This is a genomic window from Citrobacter sp. ABFQG, from assembly GCF_004322975.1.
Taxonomy (GTDB): domain Bacteria; phylum Pseudomonadota; class Gammaproteobacteria; order Enterobacterales; family Enterobacteriaceae; genus Citrobacter; species Citrobacter freundii.
Map to the genome: position 1 here is coordinate 3919053 of NZ_CP036435.1, position 20776 is coordinate 3939828.

The 20776-nt window shown below is 45.9% G+C and carries 18 protein-coding genes and 1 pseudogene; 8 read left to right on the top strand and 11 right to left on the bottom strand.

Translation table 11 applies throughout. The features are described 5' to 3' along the window. Positions 1-40: 40 nt before the first annotated feature. The 4 genes from WN16_RS19320 (at position 41) to WN16_RS24450 (ending at position 3780) form a co-directional block, all read left to right on the top strand. A complete protein-coding gene (locus WN16_RS19320; protein ID WP_032936654.1) occupies positions 41-1957 on the top strand; it encodes a recombinase family protein in 1917 nt (638 codons plus the stop codon). A gap of 258 nt (positions 1958-2215) precedes the next feature. Further along, entirely contained in the window at positions 2216-2980 is a 765-nt protein-coding gene (locus WN16_RS19330; RefSeq protein ID WP_170864037.1) for a lysozyme inhibitor LprI family protein, read from the top strand. Further along, positions 2970-3338 (top strand): hypothetical protein, encoded by a 369-nt coding sequence (locus tag WN16_RS19335; RefSeq protein ID WP_032936652.1) that lies wholly within the window; start codon positions 2970-2972, stop codon positions 3336-3338. The genes WN16_RS19330 and WN16_RS19335 overlap by 11 nt, the downstream gene beginning before the upstream one ends. Continuing rightward, on the top strand, positions 3322-3780 hold the full coding sequence (locus WN16_RS24450) for a hypothetical protein (protein WP_181013187.1): 459 nt from the start codon (positions 3322-3324) through the stop codon (positions 3778-3780). Before WN16_RS19335 ends, WN16_RS24450 begins: the two co-directional genes overlap by 17 nt. A gap of 10 nt (positions 3781-3790) precedes the next feature. On the opposite strand, the gene WN16_RS19345 is transcribed toward WN16_RS24450, so the two are convergent. The 6 genes from WN16_RS19345 to WN16_RS19380 all read right to left on the bottom strand — a co-directional run bounded on the left by WN16_RS19345 (position 3791) and on the right by WN16_RS19380 (position 9798). Beyond that, on the bottom strand, positions 3791-5329 hold the full coding sequence (locus WN16_RS19345; protein WP_042922208.1) for an IS66 family transposase: 1539 nt from the start codon (positions 5327-5329) through the stop codon (positions 3791-3793). Between the two features lie 49 nt (positions 5330-5378). Continuing rightward, complete coding sequence (gene tnpB, locus WN16_RS19350; protein ID WP_042922210.1) at positions 5379-5726, bottom strand: IS66 family insertion sequence element accessory protein TnpB; 348 nt, start codon at positions 5724-5726, stop codon at positions 5379-5381. A 786-nt stretch (positions 5727-6512) separates the two neighbouring features. Then, entirely contained in the window at positions 6513-7202 is a 690-nt protein-coding gene (locus WN16_RS19365; RefSeq protein WP_032936649.1) for a VIT family protein, read from the bottom strand. A 135-nt stretch (positions 7203-7337) separates the two neighbouring features. Then, positions 7338-7919 carry a cytochrome b/b6 domain-containing protein gene (locus WN16_RS19370; RefSeq protein WP_032936647.1) on the bottom strand — a complete coding sequence of 194 codons (582 nt, stop codon included), beginning with the start codon at positions 7917-7919 and terminating at the stop codon, positions 7338-7340. A 438-nt stretch (positions 7920-8357) separates the two neighbouring features. Continuing rightward, entirely contained in the window at positions 8358-8732 is a 375-nt protein-coding gene (locus WN16_RS19375) for a cytochrome b562 (protein ID WP_032936646.1), read from the bottom strand. Positions 8733-8844: 112 nt separating this feature from the next. Beyond that, the gene (locus WN16_RS19380) at positions 8845-9798 is read right to left on the bottom strand and encodes a cation diffusion facilitator family transporter (RefSeq protein ID WP_032936644.1); all 954 of its coding nucleotides are present in this window, start codon (positions 9796-9798) and stop codon (positions 8845-8847) included. Positions 9799-10354: 556 nt separating this feature from the next. On the opposite strand from WN16_RS19380, the gene WN16_RS19385 reads away from it, so the two are divergent. Further along, a complete protein-coding gene (locus WN16_RS19385) occupies positions 10355-10969 on the top strand; it encodes a recombinase family protein (protein WP_032936643.1) in 615 nt (204 codons plus the stop codon). Between the two features lie 546 nt (positions 10970-11515). On the opposite strand, the gene WN16_RS19395 is transcribed toward WN16_RS19385, so the two are convergent. Next, positions 11516-11764 carry a hypothetical protein gene (locus tag WN16_RS19395; protein ID WP_032936641.1) on the bottom strand — a complete coding sequence of 83 codons (249 nt, stop codon included), beginning with the start codon at positions 11762-11764 and terminating at the stop codon, positions 11516-11518. A gap of 2118 nt (positions 11765-13882) precedes the next feature. Between WN16_RS19395 and WN16_RS19405 the strand changes: the two genes are divergently transcribed. After that, positions 13883-14476, top strand: coding sequence for a hypothetical protein (locus WN16_RS19405; RefSeq protein ID WP_032936639.1), 594 nt, complete (start codon positions 13883-13885; stop codon positions 14474-14476). A 2-nt stretch (positions 14477-14478) separates the two neighbouring features. Here WN16_RS19405 and WN16_RS19410 read toward each other — a convergent pair whose 3' ends face one another. Continuing rightward, the gene (locus WN16_RS19410; protein ID WP_071681929.1) at positions 14479-14757 is read right to left on the bottom strand and encodes a YkgJ family cysteine cluster protein; all 279 of its coding nucleotides are present in this window, start codon (positions 14755-14757) and stop codon (positions 14479-14481) included. A gap of 235 nt (positions 14758-14992) precedes the next feature. Here WN16_RS19410 and WN16_RS19415 point away from each other — a divergent pair, with 235 nt between their 5' ends. Next, positions 14993-16084, top strand: a complete 1092-nt coding sequence (locus WN16_RS19415; RefSeq protein WP_044701122.1) for a DUF4236 domain-containing protein — start codon at positions 14993-14995, stop codon at positions 16082-16084. A gap of 35 nt (positions 16085-16119) precedes the next feature. On the opposite strand, the pseudogene WN16_RS19420 reads toward WN16_RS19415, so the two are convergent. Next, positions 16120-16203, bottom strand: a pseudogene (locus tag WN16_RS19420) (YkgJ family cysteine cluster protein); the annotation flags it as partial. A 157-nt stretch (positions 16204-16360) separates the two neighbouring features. Between WN16_RS19420 and yeiP the strand changes: the two are divergent. Further along, entirely contained in the window at positions 16361-16933 is a 573-nt protein-coding gene (gene yeiP, locus WN16_RS19425) for an elongation factor P-like protein YeiP (protein ID WP_003027452.1), read from the top strand. 715 nt (positions 16934-17648) lie between these two features. Here yeiP and torD read toward each other — a convergent pair. Both torD and torA read right to left on the bottom strand, forming a co-directional pair. Further along, the gene (gene torD, locus WN16_RS19435) at positions 17649-18281 is read right to left on the bottom strand and encodes a molecular chaperone TorD (protein WP_044701126.1); all 633 of its coding nucleotides are present in this window, start codon (positions 18279-18281) and stop codon (positions 17649-17651) included. Then, positions 18271-20769, bottom strand: a complete 2499-nt coding sequence (torA, locus tag WN16_RS19440; protein ID WP_044701127.1) for a trimethylamine-N-oxide reductase TorA — start codon at positions 20767-20769, stop codon at positions 18271-18273. Before torA ends, torD begins: the two co-directional genes overlap by 11 nt. Positions 20770-20776 lie beyond the last annotated feature (7 nt).

Here is a 20776-nt window from a genome sequence, read left to right on the forward strand (position 1 = left end):
CATCTGATCAATCAATACCATCCAAAGGTAATCACACTCAATGAAACCCAAGCTGTATTCGTATGTGCGTTTTTCATCTGTGAAACAACGGGAAGGTAACTCTCTAGAGCGTCAGCAAGATACCGCTCTAAAAATTGCGGCCCGTTATAATCTCGAACTTGATACAACGGCTTTCCATGATCTCGGCATGTCCGCGTTCAAAGGAAAAAATGCTCATGAAGGGAAGCTATCGGAGTTCATCAAGCAGATTGGGGTTAAAGTTCCCGTTGGTTCGTGGCTGGTAGTCGAAAATCTTGACCGCATTAGTCGTGATGATGCCTGGAGCGCTTTGGATATATTCAAGAGCATACTTAGCAAGGGGATAGTCGTTGTTACTGGCATGGATGAAAAGGTCTATAAGTACGCGGACGTGAAGAATAACCCAACCGATTTAATCATTTCATTGTTGATGTTCACACGCGCCCACGACGAATCGTTGACAAAAAAGAATCGGGTTGAAGCCCAGGCTCGTTCGCTGATACGACACAACCTGACAAGAGAACCAGGAACACCAGCAAAAGCCATAGAATCAGTAGGTCAGAATGTCTGGTGGGTAGACACAAAATCAGGATACGTTACCCCACACTCCATTTATTTTGCCGCAGCGCAGAAGATTATCGAACTAAAACAAAACGGTGAAACTCTTCTTGGTATCCAACGATATCTTAACGAACACTACCCTGCCCCTAAAAAGAGGGTTTATAAAGACAAGACAGGTCAAGCGCTGACACCCAAAACGGAGCAATGGGGCAAACATTTGATCAGAACCTTTTTAAATCCCACTGTTCACGGACAAAAAATCTTCACGTTGGATAAACGCGATGAATCAGGTGCCATCATATACGATTCCGAATCAGATGAACCGTTGAAAGAAACATTCATTATTCCTGATTACTATCCAGCACTTATGTCGGAAGTAGACTACTTGACACTTTCGAAGTTAGATCGACATCGCGCTGTCACTCGTAGTTCATCAACATATCCAGAAGGTAATCCTGAACCTGAAATTCCGCTACTCTCAGGTATCGGTATTCTTTTTTGCGGTAAATGTGGATCTTTCATGTTCAAATCTGGTTCAAGTGAAAACAAGTACCGATATATATGTGGTTCAAAAATCGTTCAGGGTAAACCTTGCGGTAAAAAAGGGTTTACGTCATACCAGCTTGAGCACACTGTTTTGCAACTAATCGCTGATCACGTCTGGAACAACCACCAAGAAGATAAAACAGCCTGGTACGAATCTGAGATTGAAAAGGCATCAGAAGCTGTTAAAAAGCTGCTAAAGCTGGCAACTTTGACAGATGACCTCGAAGAATTGGCAGATCAGATTAATGCCAATAAACAGAAAAAAATAACGCTTGAGCGAGAATTTCAACAGTACAAAATCAGCCGCTCAGAAATTCAAACTACAGGCTGGGATCAATTCCGAAATTTCGATGTTCATGATACTAAGAACCCTGACCGTAAGCGAATTAGGCTGAAGGTAAAGCAAGCTATCAAACGTATTGATTGCTATGACATTGATGGGCGGCATGGTCATTTTGAAGTAACCTTCGCCGACGAGACAAAACAGAGAATAGTGATTAAGTTCAATCGAAACCGATCTCCTGGTGTTTCGTATGTAGAAGCACAGACAGTAAATGATCATGACTTACTAAAAATGCAAGGACTTGTGTTGCACTCCTTCATTGATGAACTGATTTCACCTGAAAAATTTGCACAGCATATTAAGGACAAACATGAAGTCAGCATTCTAAACCCGACGTTTATAACCAGGCTAGAGGATGGTGTAAACCGAGACGAAGGCAATGAATTGGCTATCAAAGTAGATAGTACTACAAGTAAATCGTATGCAACTGTCAACGGTATTAAATACGAGATTAACTCGCTGGAAGACTTAGAAACACTTTCAAAGTAAATCCCCCTCCCCTTGCATACCTGTCAAGGGGAAGTAAACCAACGCCCCCAATAGCCCTATCTCCTTTTCTGTTACATCAAAGCAATCTCTGAACTCTTTACACCCCAATCGATCGTTTTTATAGATCAATTTTGCATTATTGATAGATTTTATAGATCAATGTAAGATCATGATTCTTCGAGTAGTGTTTCTCACAAGCAAGACTCACGGGATGGTGATCTGCCCCAGATGGAGTGCAATAGGAAGAAGGTATCCAGAATGACAACTCTTTCAAAAACGTTAAATATCATGGCATTAAGCGTTATTTTCATTTCGAGTATAACCGCCGCATCCAGTACCGTATATTTCTTACCAGAGGCAAAATCAGCGGGTGTCGCCAGCAGCGACCAAAAAGCCCTGATGTTTCTCGGGATGGACAGGGATGTAAATCTGAAGGGAATATGCTTCGCGATAACAAAGCAATCATCATCGATCGTGCCGCTGGTAGATATCACTGCTACAACTGATAACGGCAGTTTCACGATGCACGGACTACGCCCAAAGAATAACGACGATACGAAAGAATTGGTCTGTTCACTTGGTTCAGAAGCTGGGGATTTCTTGACTGGCATTGCGAAGTCAACCACCGTCAACGTGAAGATGGATTTCGATGGTGAGATCCGCAGTTACAGTTTCAACACTACAGAGTTCGGAAAAATACTGACCGTCAATGGTCAAGAAGTGTGGGAGAAAGCAGCTAAAGACTACGCTCAGGGAGTACGCGCACCCATTTTCTATAATAACAGTAACGGCTCCACAAAAAACAATGCAGTAACCTCAAATGTCAATGCACACAGTTATGAAGCAAGCGATGAGAAACTTAATTCCGTCTGGAAAAAACTTAGCCCTGAAACACGAAAACGCTTACTCCCTTCTCAAAGAGAATGGATAAAGAAAAAATCCGACTGCAATAACGAACAGACATGTCTTATCGACATGACAAACAATCGCATTCGTGAACTGGAGTCTGAAAATGAAAAATAATGCACTAACTTTGGTTTTAAAAAACAACTGGATAACTTCGCCTTCAGGTCATATCTACAGCGGGAAATACATGGTTGGACGATTTAACCTGACAGATGCGTTCATCGTTGAATATATGAAACTGATATATGGAATCGAAATACCTGATTCATGGATCAATAGCAATTTCACTGACATATCAGCTGCCGATACCCGTAGGGTTATGTATATGGAAGGCTGCGATATTTTATCGAAAGACATCATGAATGAAATCCGTAGCGCCGTGAAGTCCCCACCAGACAACGTAAAAATATACTGTAATGGCGAACATGTTACTAAAATAGAAGTCATGGAAGAACGAAATGAAATCATCTTATGAACGTTATATTAAAAAATCAGTCATAACGGCTGCTATCTCCTTCGGATTTTTTATGTTGAATGGGACAGCAATCACACCATGCCAGGCTAAAACCCCTGAAATAATCCCCACATCAAATGCGGATGCAGTGTCTTTACAACAAGCAACAAAATCCCCCAGACCTTCTGTGATTGATATCCTTCCGAGACTGTATACGACTGAAGAGGTTTATGCGCGATTTAAAGAACATGAGTTCCGGGCAACGAACGATTTCAAAAAATGCCGATTGATGGTTACTGGTAAAATAGAAAGCATCAGTACTGTTACATTCAGTAAAAAACCATTAGTTACATTGGATATTTCTGGTTCGAATGAAGGACTAAAGTTTATTTTTGAAAATACAGATTATGATAACGATAAGGTAGCAGCGTTAAACGTAAGCGTGCAGCGAGAACCGTATTGACGGGGAGGTGTTATTCAGTTGGCAATGCTACGCGGCAGGGGAGCAGTTCGCTGACCCGGTTTATCGGCCAGTCAGCAATGACGTCAAGGACATAGCGGAGGTAGCTTTCTGGCTCCACACCGTTCAGTTTGCACGTCCCGATCAGGCTGTACAGCAACGCGCCGCGCTCACCTCCGTGATCCGAACCGAAGAACAGCCAGTTTTTTCGACCCAGGCTGACCGTCCGCAGAGCATTTTCAGCGATGTTGTTATCTGCTTCCGCCCAGCCATCGTCTGCATAGTACGTCAGGGCCGGCCACTGGTTCAGGGCGTATGCGAACGCTTTCGCCAGTTCTGAGTGTCGCGACAGGGTTTTCATCTTTTCACGCAGCCAGCTTTCCAGTGATTTCAGCAGTGGCTTCGTTTTCTGCTGACGTTCGGCAAGGCGCTGTTCTGCCGGTATTCCCCTTATTTCCGCCTCGATGATATACAACTCGCCGATACGCTTCAGGGCTTCATCCGTCAGCGCCGATGGCGTTCGGACATGCACATCGTGGATTTTTCGGCGGGCGTGAGCCCAGCAGGCGGCTTCCATTATCCGGCCATTGCGGTAAAGCTCGTTGAACCCGGCGTATGCATCCGCCTGCAGCACACCGCTGAAGCCGGCAAGATGGGTCTGCGGGTGGATGCCTTTTCTGTCCGGGCTATAGGCGAACCACACGGCCGGTGCCAGCGCTGACCCGGCGTTGCGGTCGTCGCGAACGTATGTCCACAACCGCCCGGTCTTCGTCTTCTTATTACCCGGCAACAGCACCTGCACCGGGGTATCATCGGCATGGAGTTTGCCATCGGTCAGGACATAGTCCTGAAGCGCCTCTTCCAGCGGTGACAGCAGCCGGCAGCATGCATCCACCCAGCCCGACAGCAGTGAACGGCTCAGGTCCACACCCTGGCGACCGTATATTTCTGACTGACGATACAGCGGGGTATGCTCTGCATACTTTGAACTCAGCACGCGCGCCAGCAGCCCCGGCCCGGCGATACCCCGCTCGATGGGGCGTGAAGGCGCGGGGGCCTGCACGATGGCGTCGCATTTTGTGCAGGCGTGTTTTTCCCGCACGGTCCGGATAACCCTGAAGGCGCTGCGCATCAGCTCCAGCTGTTCGGCGGCATCTTCGCCCAGGTAACTCAACGCACCGCCGCAGTCCGGGCAGCATGCCTCTGCCGGCAGCAGCCGTTTTTCGTCACGGGAGAGTGATGCGGGGAACGGTTTGCGGGTGCGGGTCTGACGCAACGGACGCTGCACTGTCGGGTCATCCACCCGACCGGTCAGAGCATCGCTTTCTTTCTGCAGCCGGTTCAGGTCGGCTTCCATCTGTGCGATGCGGCGGGAGACCTTTTCGGAACGACTGCCGAAGTTCATCCGGCGAAGTTTATCCAGCTGCGCCTGCAGCTTGTCTATTTCGCGCTCCCGGTTGCTCAGCTTTTCCTGCAGGGCGTGGATCAACGCTTCCTGTTCAGCCAGGCGCTGTTTCAGCAGAAGGATGTCGTCAGAAGAGGTGTCGTTCATAAGCCCGCATTTTACCAGGCTTATTCTGCAACAACCAGGATAAAGAGGCCTACAGCATGGTCAGGGAGGTCAGCAACCGCTTCGGCTGTCGCCAGTCGATGCCTTCCAACAACATTGCCAGCTGCGCCGGTGTCAGGAACACTTTGCCATCGCGGGCTGACGGCCAGGCGAAGCGCCCGCGCTCCAGCCGTTTGGTCAGCAGGCACAGCCCGTCTCCGGTAGACCACAGCAGTTTGACCTGACTGCCACTGCGGCCCCGGAAGATGAAGACGTGGCCGGACATCGGATCATCTTTCAGCGCCGTCTGCACTTTTGCAGCCAGCCCGTTGAAGCCGTTGCGCATGTCGGTGATACCGGCAACCAGCCAGATCTTGGTCCCGGAAGGTAACGGGATCATCACTTCAGTTCCTGTATCAGCAGAGTCAGGAGCTTTTCGCTGACCGTACCATTAAGGCGGAGCGTCCCGTGCCGGAACGTTACTTCACAGCTGATACTGAGAGCCTCCGGGCCCTCAGCGGTTAGTTCTGGCTGTACGGAGGTGGCATCGAGAGTCACAGGGAGTAGCTGAGGACTCTCTGAGGAAGGTAACAGCAGCTTTCCCTCACGCCATTGTTGGCGCCATTTGAACAACAGATTGGCGTTAATGCCATTTTCAAGCGCCAGTTTTGAGATGGATATCCCGGGTTCACAGGAGGCAGCTACGAGCTGCTTTTTAAACTCAGGAGAATAATTAGGGCAGCCCTTACGCCTGCCGGGAGTCATATTTTTCTGCATATCTGACACTTTGGTTCCCACTACTTATTTGGTGGACACCACTTTGTCGTATGCTGCAGATTATGACCAGACGGCTCTCGCTGGACGCTTACCGTTAAACGTGGGAGATACAATAATTATTGCCGGATTGAATGCACGACCGGGTACATTTGAAGGTATTTTTTTAGATAATTCGCAAATCATGACTGGTATGATTTCAAAAAAGAAAAGGCAAATGTTGGCTGTGAATGGTGGAGTCTATGATCGGGAGATTTGTCATAAGTAACATTATGTATACTCTTCAAATGCAGGGGCCAAGCCCCCTGCATCTTTCATCAATGGACACTGTACCAAGCGGAATAAAACCTGTAAGGAGCTACATTGGCGATTTTTTTTGATGACATACGACTCGAAATATCGCGACAGAACATTAAAGCAGGACCTGCCCTGCGAAATGGCCAATCCCCATCGACAAAAACATAGCCAGTGTACTCCAGAACATAATTCTTATGATCGCCCTGACAGGAGGTGCTTTACCTACAACAGAGGATATATAACCAAGGACCACTAGTGAAAAAAGGGTGGAAAGGATAATAAACAAAAAAACCTGCTTTGGAGGAGATAACCATGCAACTATTAAAGGTAACACAGCACCAGCAGAAAAACTCAGAGCAGAAAAAACAGCAGCCTGAAGGGGCTGTGCAGAGTTTGTATCCGTCAGCCCAAGTTCTTCACGGGCATGAGCATCCAGAGCATCTCTTGCCATGAGCTGCTCTGCAACCTTATAGGCAAGCACAGGATCCAGTCCACGTTGTATATAAAGTGAAGTCAGTTCCTGCATTTCACCTTCATAATCGGTTTCCAACTCCCTTTTTTCCTGAGCAAGTGCAGCGTTTTCGGTATCAGCCTGAGATGAGACTGAAACATATTCTCCCGTTGCCATCGACATAGCACCAGAAACCAGTCCGGCAACACCAGCAAGTAAAACTCCCGAAGAACTGGTGTTTGCTGACGCAACACCAAGGACAAGGCTTGCTGTCGAAACAATTCCGTCATTTGCCCCCAGTACAGCCGCCCTAAGCCATCCCACTTTTTCGATGCTGTGTCGTTCAAGATGCATATCTTTGCTTTCCTTCAACTACGCACACTAATCGGAATCACGGACATATAAGAATGCCTTGACAGATAATTAAACTATTGTAGTCAATTTTATCCAGCCATTACAGCACACTTTATTAATCATCAATCTATCACACTATTCCGTAACGGAATTTTTCCTTTGGCTACGGATGGTGAGAAATATATGCAGCAACCCCATCGAACCATGCGCCCAGAAATAGGTTTCAATAAATACAGTCAGAAACTTATGCAAATTCAGGACACTTTCTGTCAGCACTGGCGACATTCCAGGAATTGTATTGAGTGCAAACCAGAAACCACCACATGATGCAACGCCCAATAGCGCAAGTACACCAAGCCCCTGGATCAAGGCAGCAATCCCACCAGCATGAGCTTCAGGGAGACGGAATGACATCAGCATTTTGATATCTTCAACCACACCTCGAAAATCAAGGGTCAGCCAAGCAAAATAGTAATGAAATCCTCGTTGTGTCAGCATCCATGCAAGCATGATTAACCCAAGAACAATCAGTGATAATCCAATGATAACATGGAACCATGTAACGAACCCTGTGAGAGTATAGTCACTGAGAGCATCGCTTTCGGTAAGATTTGAACTAACAATCTGCAATAAAATCAATACAGCTACGATGATATGAAGCACACGTAGAAATGGTGTGTCTTTGTGAGGGAGAGCATTACGTAAATTTTCATTCATAATTTAGCCACTTTGTTAGGGGTGGTTGACCAAATCAACATGCTTTTTATTAACGAAACCTTAACTTATCGGAACTAAACAATACTCTTTAATCAGAAAATGGTATCTAAACCTATAGTACATCACATCTGTAATATGAAGACATTACCATGAAGAAGTGTTTTTCCAGCCAAGAGATCATCAGTATGCTTCCGTGAAGCACGAAGCGGGTATATCTGCCCCGTGCAACATCAATAGGACTTAGCTTATGTTGAGGCAATATGTAGCATCGGTAAGCATGTTTGCGACCCCAACATTTTTATATGTACTGAGCAGATAAGATAACGTATTAGAATTTCTTCACCAGGGCATAACTATCCATTTTAATACAAGCAGGTATATCATGGCAGTTCCGGGATATCTTTCCAGCATATCTACTTTCTCCTGATAGTTCCCGGTTCAGTCAACGCCAAGTTTATTATGGTATTTTCTCATCATACTGCCCAGTTTCTGTGCTGCAATTTTCCCAGCGTCAAGACCTTCCTTTTCAGCGGTACTTTCAACAGCAGTTACCTCATCAATCAGAAGTGACATACCTGCAACATACGTTTCCCTGTCATACCCCTCTACCGGGCCATTCAAGATGGACTCTGCTGTTGATTTCAGATCCTGCATATCTTTCCTGAAAGATGTAACATCCTCCTCCTTAAGTGCTGCGCGGTAGCTTTTATTCATCATCTTCATGGCATGTTCAACACCGTCAGAACCAGCCATTACACTGGTAGATAAAAGAAGGGCTGTTCCTATTATAACAGTATGCATAATTTTTCTCATAATAACTCCATATTGTTTACTATCATTTAAAAAACATCACAACCCGAAGATGTAACATTGAACAATGAAAATAATCACTTGCCAATTTCCCCGAAGAAAATAAGCATTAAAATTATTGTTTATGATTATTTACACTTCCGTAATCAAGGTCACTTCCCTCCTTAAAATAAGGGTCAACATGTGTCATAACATTTAATACATGATGATTATCTAAAACTGATTTTCTGGCCAAAACAGCAATGTCATGCCCTACTTTCACTGATAAATCACCATCAATTTCCAGATGAACATCAACAACAACAAGGTCCCCCATTTTTCTGGTCTTGAGGTCATGGATGCCTTCGACCCCAGGAGTGGATAGTAATGTTGTTTTTATACTATTTTCAGTTTCAATATCTACGGCCCTGTCCATCAAGTCATGAAGCGAATCTGACATAAATGAATATCCCATTCTGGTCACAATAAGTCCCACAACCAGTGCAGCTACCGGATCAAGCAATTTAAAACCTGATAAACTACCAATAATACCAATAGCCACCACCAAAGATGAGGCAGCATCAGAGCGGGCATGCCAGGCATTTGCAACCAGCATAGTGGATTTTACTCGGGTTGCTACTGCCAGCATATAGCGAAAAAGAAGCTCTTTGATAACCAGTGCAGCTAAGGCTACCCACAGAGCAACAATATGTACCTGAGGAATATCATCTGGCTGTTGCATTTTATTTGCTGCTGACCATAACATCCCGATGCCAACAATGAATAAAATTGTCCCCAGAATTAATGATGCACCATTTTCATAACGATGATGTCCGTAGTGATGGTCATCATCGGGATTTTTTTTACTTTTATGATTAGCAATAAGCACCACAAAGTCTGAAACTAAATCAGACAGAGAATGGATACCATCCGCGATAAGCCCCTGAGATCCGGAAAATACACCAGTAATCACTTGCCCGGATGTCAGAAAACAATTAACAAGCACACTAACCCATGTGCTTTTACGGGCAGCGAGGAAACGCTCATGAGAACTAATATCAATATCATCCGTAAGTTTGTTTACCTGCACCTGAAACTCCTTATAACAGCATCAACAGTTAATACTAAACAGACTATCCTTCCCGAACAGGTTCTGTGGTGAAAATATAATAATTGGTGAGATTTATTCCTGTAAAGGACGTGCCATGTTTGCGATGACATTCATTTATCATAATTTTTAAACATTAATTTATTCTTAACAGAATATGAAAAAATTGACAGTTACCACAACTATACGCTGACGTTCAGTGTATACGTATTCGGCAAACTAAAATTATTTTACAGGTTATTATGGCAGATGATAAAAACTGGTTATGTAGATGCTAGACTATTCAGGTCCCCAGTAGTGGCTCGCTGTAATTGATAAAGACCTACTGAAATGCAAACTGAGTGGTTCAGTTACAGGAACTGACTACATCGTATACCCCGAGCAAGATCTGAGAACATTCAGTACAATATCTCTTTTATGTATACCTGATAAAGACCATGATACATAGTATCAATAGGGTTAAATTTGACTCTATTGACAACAAAAGCACGCGCCGTATCATATGGGTATCGATTTAATATTTAAAAGAGAATCCATAATGAATGTCCGTATCTACTGCCGTGCATCTACTGAAGGCCAACATGCCGATCGTGCTTTGGTTAGTCTGCGTGAATTTGCACGAAGCAAAAACTGGCAGGTTGCCGGAGAATACATTGAGAATGCCAGCGGTGCGAAGCTGGAGCGTGTGGAACTAATGAATCTCCTTGCAGAAGCACAACCCGGCGATCTGCTTCTTATTGAAGCGATTGATCGTCTCAGTCGTCTTCAACATGAAGAATGGGCTGAACTCAAAGCCACGCTGAACAGTAAAGGACTGGTTATTGTATCAATGGATTTGCCAACAAGCTGGCAGATGGTTGAAATGTCCGGTAATGACCTGACCAGCGGCATTCTGCGAGCAGTCAATACCATGCTGATCGATATCCTCGCGACAATGGCACGACAAGATTATGAAACCCGGCGTAAACGCCAGGCACAAGGGATCGCAAAAGCAAAACAGGCAGGTTTGTATACGGGGAAAGAAAAAGATATGGAAGCCCGTGAGACGGTTCGAGAAATGCTGGCGCAGAACGTTAAACCAACCCACATTATGAAAGCGGCTGATATAAGTCGCGCAACGTACTACCGAATCAAGAAAGAGTTAGCAAGCTAATTATATTTGCATTAGCTCGGACTCGAGCTAACAGTTTCCGCAGACAGAATGCAATCGAATCTTGCCGTCCACTTTGAGCGAAAAGCGGATCTCCTGTGCAGCAGCCCTTCTGTGCTTGTGGTGAAATCATTTTACGTGCTCAATATTGAATCGCCTAATGTTGTATTTTTCTAACGAGTGTAAAACTTATAAGAGGATTTAAAGGTTGGATACTAAAAGAAGATTAAAGCGAGCATTAAGCGCTATCGATGATGCTATGTCAACATTACGACGTGCTCGTTCTAAAGTAGAAGAAGGTCGCTCAGATATATCACGAGCTTTAAATGAGTTAGATGACGCTGAGACGAATATACGTAAAGCCATTCGTGAACTACCGGATAATATATAGATATAGAATATATGGTCGCCACATTGCGACCATTCTGTTAATATTTTCACGTCTCTCCGCACTGGTGGTCAGAGTTATATAGCAATTCCGACCGACATAGCTAAGATCGACTGATGCCAAGAAGGTGTATACTTCTACACACCTTCTAATTTTCATTCCTATTTTGCATCAACTGCTCTTACCAGCAGCTTCCAGGTATTGTTTTTGTGACTTTTTTTCTCACAATTGCTGCATGGTGGAAGTTTGGTACATTGCCGATTAATTAAATCCTCGTAACCGCATGCTTGGCAGCGATAGATACCTGCCCAGTCAGGGTTTTCTCCTGGTTTCCAGATCTTCTCATATTTTGGATTTCCTTCTTTTCTTTCATTTTTCATGACGTGCTCACTATCAATGTACCATGCCATTCTGTTTCTCCTTGAGTTAGATGGGGTAGTTATCCATATACAATGTGTGTGTAAATGTATTGGTTTTCAATAGGAGTTCAGATCTTTTATTCGCTTCTGACCAATAGCAGACCTGCGGGGCTTTATTAGCACATACTCCATGCACGTTATCGATCAGCATAATTTTTATTGGTTTCCAAATTTAGATGAGTACGCTACAATTAAAAATTAATCAATAATCATACTCAGCATGCGTTACCAGAAGCTCTAAACACGATTCTCAGCGTTTTTTATTGCACGGGTAAGGGTTCTACTATCTGTAGGAGAAAAACGCTCTACGGGCTTCCTAAGCAGGATTCTGTTACTCAGCTTTGATGTTGAATAGGTCCGTGAACCTTTTCCTGTCTGAAACTCACTTTTTTCTTTTGCCAGATAGGATAACCAAAATATCGGGCCTGCAAGTGATTTGTTACCAACGGTGCGAATCTGAGCTAATACATTTTATTATTCGGTTCTGACCGTACAGTGATCATTGAACAAAACATTCTGCGGGTTGTGAATACATAACACACTCACTACGTTCGTATCCTTCGCTTCAAATGTTGAAGTGATATCGCGAATCACGAGCAAAGCGAGTTCCGTCAAGCGAAGCGAAGATAGATAGTTTACAACTGGTTAAAAACCAATCCCAAAACTACATTTTTCTCTATATATAAAATATAATAATATAATTATGTAGTTCTATAGTTTAGTTGCTAACACTCACTACGTTCGTGTCCCTCGCTTCGCTCGGAATTTTGAAGTGTAATGTATGATTCTATAGGCAAAGCAATTATCGTTCAGTCATCAAGCACATAACCGAAGCATAAAGTTAATCAGGTATTAATCATGCCCTAAAACGCTCTGAGATAGGCTGTAAGCGATTTTCATAAAATTGGCAATGCGAATAATATCTTGCAAAGAAAACCGCTCTACGGGCTTCCTGTGCGATATTTACGAATTCAGTGCTTCACTACTCAATTTTGATGTTGAATACAAACGCGTTCCCTTCCCTGTTTGCGACTTCCCGCATTCTTTTGCCAGGTAAGAAAGCCAGAATACCGGGTCATCAAGTGATTCAGGAGTATCTCGATGAATGACGTAGTGATCGGGATAAGCTTTAGTGGCTTTAGACAAGTTACCAGCGTTGCTTCACCACCAGTCAGTTTGATCCAGATCTCAGTAATAACACCTGCAATCCCTCTTTCTGGCGTTCCAAACCATCTTACCAGTCGATGTGGAAGCGCAATCCAACAGTGGTAATGAGGCTGTGAAGCCTTTTCCTGTTCACATACCCAACCGTAAGCAAAGTCGATGATAGGTTCTGATAAACCGTTGTTTCCAGGCTCCAGGCGGGCACGTAATCGTTTGAACAGGTTGCGTATGTATTCGTTAAAGCGAAAAGGTTTATCCAGTCGAAGACTGTATCCTCTTTGAAACTGGGGAGCACAGCAATGAAACGATACAGGAAAACCGGTGTGTAAGACCAGGAAGGGTTATGAATCACGAACGAAGAACATTACATCTTTAAACAAACACAATTAACGTATATTCAGATCACTATCTTTTACCATACCAAATCTACCGACCTAATTATTACCCACGAGTCGCGTAGCGACGAAGTATCACGAGGCGAAGCCGAAGTGACACACAGCATTTTTGAATGTTAACAGTAAGACCATCACTTGTTCGCTTCGCTCACTGCGTGATACTTCGTCGCTACGCGACTCGTAGTAGTTATATTATGTTATTAAAAGATCTGATCAGGTGATCCCTGTCATCCGTTCGCTACGCTCACGTCTGAACTCGCTTCGCTCGAGTTCTTTCAGAATTATTGCTTGGGTATGATTTCAACGAGGCGCAGCCGAAGTTGCTATATATAATAACGCAAAATTAAAATACTAAAAAACAATAACATACAACAATAGATGTCCTTTGCATGTCTCATTCAAGGGTTTTAACGCAAATAAAAAACCATATATATCAACACGTTATAAATACATGTCTTTATATGTCACGACTTATGGGACATACAAATTTTGATTGTCCGTGAAAGACGATAAATAATGGCATCAACAACAAATCCAAGTGGATGTAACCATGAAATTGTACTTTACAATCTTTCCCAAAAGAACAGAAAGCGAATCTTATTTTCTTCGCGATTCCAACGTAAAACTGAACCGAGTTGACAATAAAGAAGTTGATTTACATCTCGATTTTGAGCGTTCTTTCTCAACCATAGCCCAAAGACGGGGACTCGATAAAAGCGAAGTAGATCGAGTAAGAAAGATTAAACAACGTCTTCCTCAGCACAAACACATAGGCGTTGCTCGCCTGAGCATAACTATATTAAAAAATCGCCAATTAGCGTTGTGCTACCTTTTCGTCTGTGAAGGCAACGTAGCATACCTGTCAGCACCTGAAATGGTTTTCTGTGGCGAGTCTATGTTCATAAGCTCAACAAAAAGATGCTCGGTTTATGAAACGACCTACAAGGTCACCAAACCCGATTCGAAGCATAGTTACGTTAACCTGCGTTTTGATTCTGAATATAAACTTGTCACGAAAAGACGCGGGCCATCGAAGATTAAAAAATCGTCGCTAACTGCAGCTTCCGACGCCTCCTTATTAGAGGAAGTTCAAACTTTGCGCAAAGAAAATGAGAGGTTAAAAAAACAAAACAATGTCACATAAAATTATAGGTGGACGCCGTTCTCATCCGAAGGTGCTGTTGCCTCTTCCAACTGTATAAGGTAAATCATAGCCTCATCGCGGTTCGTAGCACACATTTCTATTGATGGTTTAAGACTACTGCATATTTTTGGGCGTAGGGGCGACCCAAAGATGCTACACAGGTTATCTTCAGATAACTGAACACATCTTACATTAGCAGGCTTACCCTGCGACATTCCTGGGATTGGGCTTGAAATCGATGGGGCAGTACAACAAGCCCCACAATCGGTACGACATTTCATTACTGATTCCTTGCTCATCGTCCATTGGTCATTGACAGTAACAGAATGTCTTACTGGCTGATAGTCTGCCGTATATATCCAAATTTTAAAGTAATGTGACTATTCATTTTCAATGTATTGAAAATATGGGAATAGAAGCATAAATACCCCCATATGCTTTTCTTAACCTCTTCATTTTTTCAGTGTAAAATCTTGCTCAGATGCATTTTCATGCAACTTATTACATGGAGTTACTATGGGCTTTTATGTTAAGAAGAGCATTCGCGTTGGACCGATGAGATTCAACCTATCCAAATCAGGAGTCGGTGCATCTATTGGTATAAAAGGACTGAGGTTTGGTACTGGCCCAAGAGGAAATTACATCCACATCGGTGCTGGCGGGGTCTATTATCGTGCTTCGCTTTCACCAAGTATGATCCCACAGGACGGTAAGAAGGTTCAACGTTTACCTGATGAATCCCCTGTAGAACATGACAATACGCATGCACCTCTTGAGGAAATCGAGTCATCTCATATCTCGGAAATCGTTGATTCCAGTTCCCGAGAACTGCTTGAAGAGTTGAATAACAAACGTAAGAAGTTACAAATATGGCCCTTCGCTATTTTCCTTTCGATTGCAATTGTACTTTACGGTTTTTCACAGGCATGGCCTGAGTGGTGCCTGGCAATAGGATTTATCGCAGGGGGAGCTGTTTCCGTTTTTGCTTACATGTACGATCAGCTAAGAAAGACCACTGTTCTTTTTTATGACTTTGATGACGAAATGATGGCATGTTACCAGCAACTTCATGATAGTGGGGCTATGCTTGCAAGCTGCTCAAAGGTATGGCATGTAGAAGCTTCTGGAGCTGTTTATGACCCTAAATATCATGCCGGAGCAAGTAACTTGCTACGTAGAAAAACAACCTCTATCAGCAAATCAAAGCCTCCCTTCGTTAAAACAAATATTGAGACGATTGCCATCAAAGTAGGTCGTCAAACATTACATTTCTTTCCAGATAGAGTACTCGTTTTTGACCGTGACGGTGTCGGTGCTGTTAGTTATGACCAACTATTCATTAACGTTGGTAATAGTCAGTTCATTGAAAGCGAAAGTGTGCCCGGAGATGCCTTAGTCGTTGGCAGGACATGGAAATATGTTAACAAATCGGGTGGTCCTGACAGACGATTTAAAGACAATACAGAAATTCCTATATGTCTATATGAAAATCTTTCGTTCACAAGTCATTCTGGACTAAATGAGTTATTACAGCTGTCTAAAATTGGGTATGGTGATTGTTTTTCACACGCAATTGAAACACTTAGCAAGAAAGTCATATCTTCTTAGTTAAGCCGTTTTTATACTGTGAATAATTGACTGTTGGGCTTGCCATCAGGCATGCCAGGGATGGGACTGGAGATTGAAGGCGCGGTGCAGCATGCACCACAATCCGGACGGCATTCCATACAGTACTCTCTTTATCGTAAACCATCGGATTGTGCGGGAAGCGCACAGTACCACCTTTTTGGCACCAGCAAAAGCATGAATTCCGCTTGCCTGAATGCCCCGGCGCGAGTAGTTTTACGCGATATTTTAGACACTCCTCACTACAGGATTTTTTCGATGCCAAGAGCGAACGAAATTAAAAAAGGTATGGTACTAAACTACAACGGCAAGCTGCTGATTGTAAAAGATATCGATATTCAATCACCATCCGCACGTGGTGCAGCTACTCTGTACAAAATGCGTTTTTCTGATGTGCGTACCGGTCTGAAAGTTGAAGAACGCTTCAAAGGCGACGATATCGTGGATACCGTCACCCTGAGCCGCCGCGGGGTTGATTTCTCCTACGTCGATGGCAACGAATACATCTTTATGGATAAAGAAGACTATACCCCGTATACCTTCACCAAAGACCAGATTGAAGAAGAGCTGCTGTTCATGCCGGAAGGCGGTATGCCGGATATGCAGGTACTGACCTGGGACGGCCAACTGCTGGCGCTTGAACTGCCGCAGACCGTAGACCTGGAAATCGTTGAAACCTCACCGGGTATTAAAGGTGCTTCAGCGAGTGCGCGCAACAAGCCAGCAACCCTGAGCACCGGTCTGGTGATCCAGGTTCCTGAGTATCTTAGTGCGGGTGAAAAAATCCGTATTCATATCGAAGAACGTCGCTATATGGGCCGTGCAGATTAATCTCCTGTCGTTACAGGTGAACCAAAGATAATGGCATGTTATCTCTGGCAAAATGTTCCGTTCACTTTAGTGGTATCACTTCTCTGAAACCATACTGCCTGTGAACGTGTTAAGGGTACTATCGCCGTACCCTTAACAATCCCGGCTCCCGGCGGGAAAATTGCCACTTCGTGGTTCCCTCCGCTTATTCCTCCAGGCTACCGGGCCGGGCGCGAGGTAGCGTCCCTGCAAAACGCGCCCTGAACCCGCATCCATGCGGGTTCTCCCGGCCTTACGGAAACACGTCGGCAATTTTCAGCCGGACCAGCCCACACCTGACCACCTGCGTTTTTTGTTTAAACAGCAAAACAGATTTAACTGGAAGCCAGAGCGTTAAAGCGATGACCCCGGTCCGGCTGAAAATCGATGAGGCGTTGACGGCTGACCGGGGCTGCCCGCAGGGATGCGGGCAGAGGGGACGGCCTGCAAGGATGCAGGCTCGGCACCGACCCGACAGGCAGACGGCATAAGACGAATAACTCGCGCAGCGACGATTTTCCCGCCGGGAGCCTGGGATGCAAGGGAGGCGGCGGTGAGCCTCCCTTGCACGTTCACGGGTAACGGCGTTTCAGAGAAATGACTCCACTGAGGTGAACGGAACCCTATGCCGCAATCAAATATTCTCCATAATGCTTTACTGACTGGCATTACAGCGCAGGCTGTCCCTTTGTCATTTTCAGCCCTGACTGCTGAAATAAAAATCATCCATCAGCAGCGACTCCAGATACTGTTCATCCTCTTGCATAAAACGCACTATCAGATTAACCGCCTGAGGATAAAACCCCTCGTTATCCCGCACCAGACATGCGTCGCGAAATAACGGTGCCCAGCACAGAATATGATGATGCAAAAAGTAATACTGCGCGGAGAATTTCTCCTCTTTAGCAACCATCCTCGCCATTAATGCCAACTGTACGGCAATATGATCGGAGGGTTCATTCTCCCGCGCCGCCAGCCCTTGCTCAACCAGCAGCACATTCATTTGCCGACGTTCTTCTGCCGCTGTCGTGTGTGGATAGTGCCCCGCATAGGGAGAAACACTAGCCGGCGGGGCCAGCAGAAACAACGAGGCAAAATCTGCGGCCAGCTCCAGCTGTCGGGAGTCACGCCGCAGAACCCGGCCCAGGCTACGCTCAAAACGTTTAACATTGGCAGATAATCCGGGGATCGCCTCCAGTGAGGCAATCCATGCCTGGCTATTGCCATTTTCCAGACTGGCGAGCTGTTTTTCATCCAGCTCACGAAATAACAGTTGCGAAAACCACCGGTACACAGCCGCCCGCTGCTGATGAATTTGATTATGCTGCACTGGTCCCCTCCTCTTTCACAATCTGCGGACCACCGAAAGCCGTCACCTGCGGGGCTTTCTGCTGATAACGCTCGACCTCCACCAGCACGGTATGTGCTGAAGGCCCCTGGGCCAGCTGTGAAGTACCGATATCCGCACTCAGCACGTTCGGGTCGCCATAGGTGCATAACGTCCCGGCTTTTCCCCCTTCCTGCGGGGAATACCAGGCCCCTTCATGAATGCGGATTACGCCAGGAGTAAAATCCGGACTGATTACCACGCCAGCCAGCACCTGGCCACGGTCGTTGAAGACACGAGCAATATCGCCTGCTTTCAGACCACGGGTGGTGGCATCCTGCGCGCTGATATAAAGCGGCTCTCTTCCGGCAACGGCATACGTGTTGCGAAACGCCTCGCTTGAGCACAACTGGGAATGCAGACGTTTATCCGGATGGCAGGATTGCAGATGTAGCGGGTATTTATCTTTTTTGCCGCTATGGGTACGCTCAAAGGGTTCCATCCACACCGGATGCCCCGGACAATCCTCATAGGCAAAGCCCGCGATGGTTTTGCTGTAGATTTCAATAAGACCTGACGGCGTTCCCAGCGGATTCAGGTCTGGCTGCTCACGAAACTCACCGTGACGTACCCACGGCTGACCCGGCGGATATTCAATATATCCGTCACCCTGCCAGAACGTTGTAAAGTCCGGTAAGGTAACACCGAGCGACGCCCCCATCTTCACACCTTCGTCATAAAGCGCCTGTATCCACTGAATTTCATTCCGGTTTTCACGGTAGACCGCTTCCTTATCAAATCGCTTACACAGCCCGGCAAAGATGTCAAAATCATGCCGCGCTTCGTATTGCGGTTTAACAATCTGATGCAGCGCCATCAGCCCTTTATTCGAATGCGTGCCAAACTGCTCAATATCGTTACGTTCAAAACGGGTAGTCACAGGCAGAACGATATCGGCAAAACGGCACGACGCGGTCCATTGGTGCTCTAACACCACCACGGTTTCCAGCTTCTTCCATGCCTCAATCATACGGTTCCTGTCCTGCTGGGCGTGGAATGGATTGGCCGCACTGTAGATCGCCATTTTGATGTCAGGATACGTTAACGTCTCACCGTTGAAGGCAATCTTGTTACCTGGCGCAAGCAGGCAGTCAACGATACGCGAAGTGGGGATATGCTCCGATGCGCCGCGAAAATCCGCTTTGTACTTCGCCTGCGGGGGATTAGTAATACTCCCCAGCCCGGAGAGCACTGGCCCGGTCGATGTTACCGTTCCACCGCCGTTATAGTGCCAGCCAAATCCGACCCCGCCGCCGGGCAAACCAATTTGACCGACCATACTGGCCAGTACCACCAGCATCCACGGATACTGCTCACCGTGGTGCATGCGTTGTACGCACCAACCGGCCATAAACTGTGTCCGGCCTTTCACCAACAGGCGGGCGAAGTCTCGGATCTGCTCTGCTGTCAGCCCGCAGATTTCTGCCGCCCATTCGGCATTTTTCGGCTGTTTATCACTCTCGCCCAGAAGGTACGGTAAAAACTGTTCAAAGCCGACGGTGTAATCGGTAATAAACGCCGTGTCGTACAGTTTTTCTTCGTACAGGGTATGCGCCAGTGCCAGCATTAACGCGACATCGGTTTGTGGCCGCAACGCCAATTGCTCGCAGCCAAGATAGTTTTGAGATTTGCTACGCACTGGATCAACGCTGATAACGCGCATCTTATTCTGCGCTACCGCCTCTTTAATCTGCTGCCAGTAGCCAAACGCATCGTGATCGGGAACCAAAAACTCGATCTGCAAGTTCTTGATCGGATCGCAACCCCACAACACGATGGTATTGCTGTTTTGAATCACCAGCGGGAGTGACGTCTGCTGCTCATAAACTTCCAGTGAACCAATCACATGCGGTAAAATGACCTGGGCCGCTGCCGCAGAATAGTCGCCGACAGTTGTCACATAGCTACCATGCAGGCCAAGTCCCCGGTCCATCGCCCCGCCCGCTTTATGGTATTTGCCTACCATTTGCCAGTCAGCAAGCCCGGTAAATACGCCTGATGAACCATAGGTTTTTTGCACCCGCTCCAGCTCTTCGTAAAACAAATCCAGCGCCTGATCCCAACTGACCCGTACAAAACGGTTATCTCCGCGCTGGCTGCGATCCGACTTCTCACGTTTAAGCAGCCAGTCCAGACGCACCATCGGGTAGCGCACCCGCGACGGGTTGTAGACCACTTCACGCACCGCGTTCAGCATATCGCAGGGATATTTGTCATGTTTGAACGGACGGGTTTCGGTCCACTCACCGTTGACCACTTTGGCTTCAAAAGCGCCATAGTGCGAACCTGATTGAATCCACTGTTCGGGATTTTCCCCCGCCGCCCACACTTTTGATATCAGCGGATTAGGCGCCAGTGCGCTGGCAGCACCCACCGCCAACATACCGCTGAGAAAACGGCGGCGGGACGGATTAAAGTCATGAATATCCATACATTAT

Excerpts from the sequence above, each read along its gene's own strand:
- WN16_RS19320 (WP_032936654.1), top strand. The coding sequence starts at position 41 with ATGAAACCCAAGCTGTATTCGTATGTGCGTTTTTCATCTGTGAAACAA.
- WN16_RS19330 (WP_170864037.1), top strand. The coding sequence starts at position 2,216 with ATGACAACTCTTTCAAAAACGTTAAATATCATGGCATTAAGCGTTATT.
- WN16_RS19335 (WP_032936652.1), top strand. The coding sequence starts at position 2,970 with ATGAAAAATAATGCACTAACTTTGGTTTTAAAAAACAACTGGATAACT.
- WN16_RS24450 (WP_181013187.1), top strand. The coding sequence starts at position 3,322 with ATGAAATCATCTTATGAACGTTATATTAAAAAATCAGTCATAACGGCT.
- WN16_RS19345 (WP_042922208.1), bottom strand. The coding sequence starts at position 5,329 with ATGAACGACACCTCTTCTGACGACATCCTTCTGCTGAAACAGCGCCTG.
- tnpB (WP_042922210.1), bottom strand. The coding sequence starts at position 5,726 with ATGATCCCGTTACCTTCCGGGACCAAGATCTGGCTGGTTGCCGGTATC.
- WN16_RS19365 (WP_032936649.1), bottom strand. The coding sequence starts at position 7,202 with ATGCATCTTGAACGACACAGCATCGAAAAAGTGGGATGGCTTAGGGCG.
- WN16_RS19370 (WP_032936647.1), bottom strand. The coding sequence starts at position 7,919 with ATGAATGAAAATTTACGTAATGCTCTCCCTCACAAAGACACACCATTT.
- WN16_RS19375 (WP_032936646.1), bottom strand. The coding sequence starts at position 8,732 with ATGAGAAAAATTATGCATACTGTTATAATAGGAACAGCCCTTCTTTTA.
- WN16_RS19385 (WP_032936643.1), top strand. The coding sequence starts at position 10,355 with ATGAATGTCCGTATCTACTGCCGTGCATCTACTGAAGGCCAACATGCC.
- WN16_RS19395 (WP_032936641.1), bottom strand. The coding sequence starts at position 11,764 with ATGGCATGGTACATTGATAGTGAGCACGTCATGAAAAATGAAAGAAAA.
- WN16_RS19405 (WP_032936639.1), top strand. The coding sequence starts at position 13,883 with ATGAAATTGTACTTTACAATCTTTCCCAAAAGAACAGAAAGCGAATCT.
- WN16_RS19410 (WP_071681929.1), bottom strand. The coding sequence starts at position 14,757 with ATGAAATGTCGTACCGATTGTGGGGCTTGTTGTACTGCCCCATCGATT.
- WN16_RS19415 (WP_044701122.1), top strand. The coding sequence starts at position 14,993 with ATGGGCTTTTATGTTAAGAAGAGCATTCGCGTTGGACCGATGAGATTC.
- yeiP (WP_003027452.1), top strand. The coding sequence starts at position 16,361 with ATGCCAAGAGCGAACGAAATTAAAAAAGGTATGGTACTAAACTACAAC.
- torA (WP_044701127.1), bottom strand. The coding sequence starts at position 20,769 with ATGGATATTCATGACTTTAATCCGTCCCGCCGCCGTTTTCTCAGCGGT.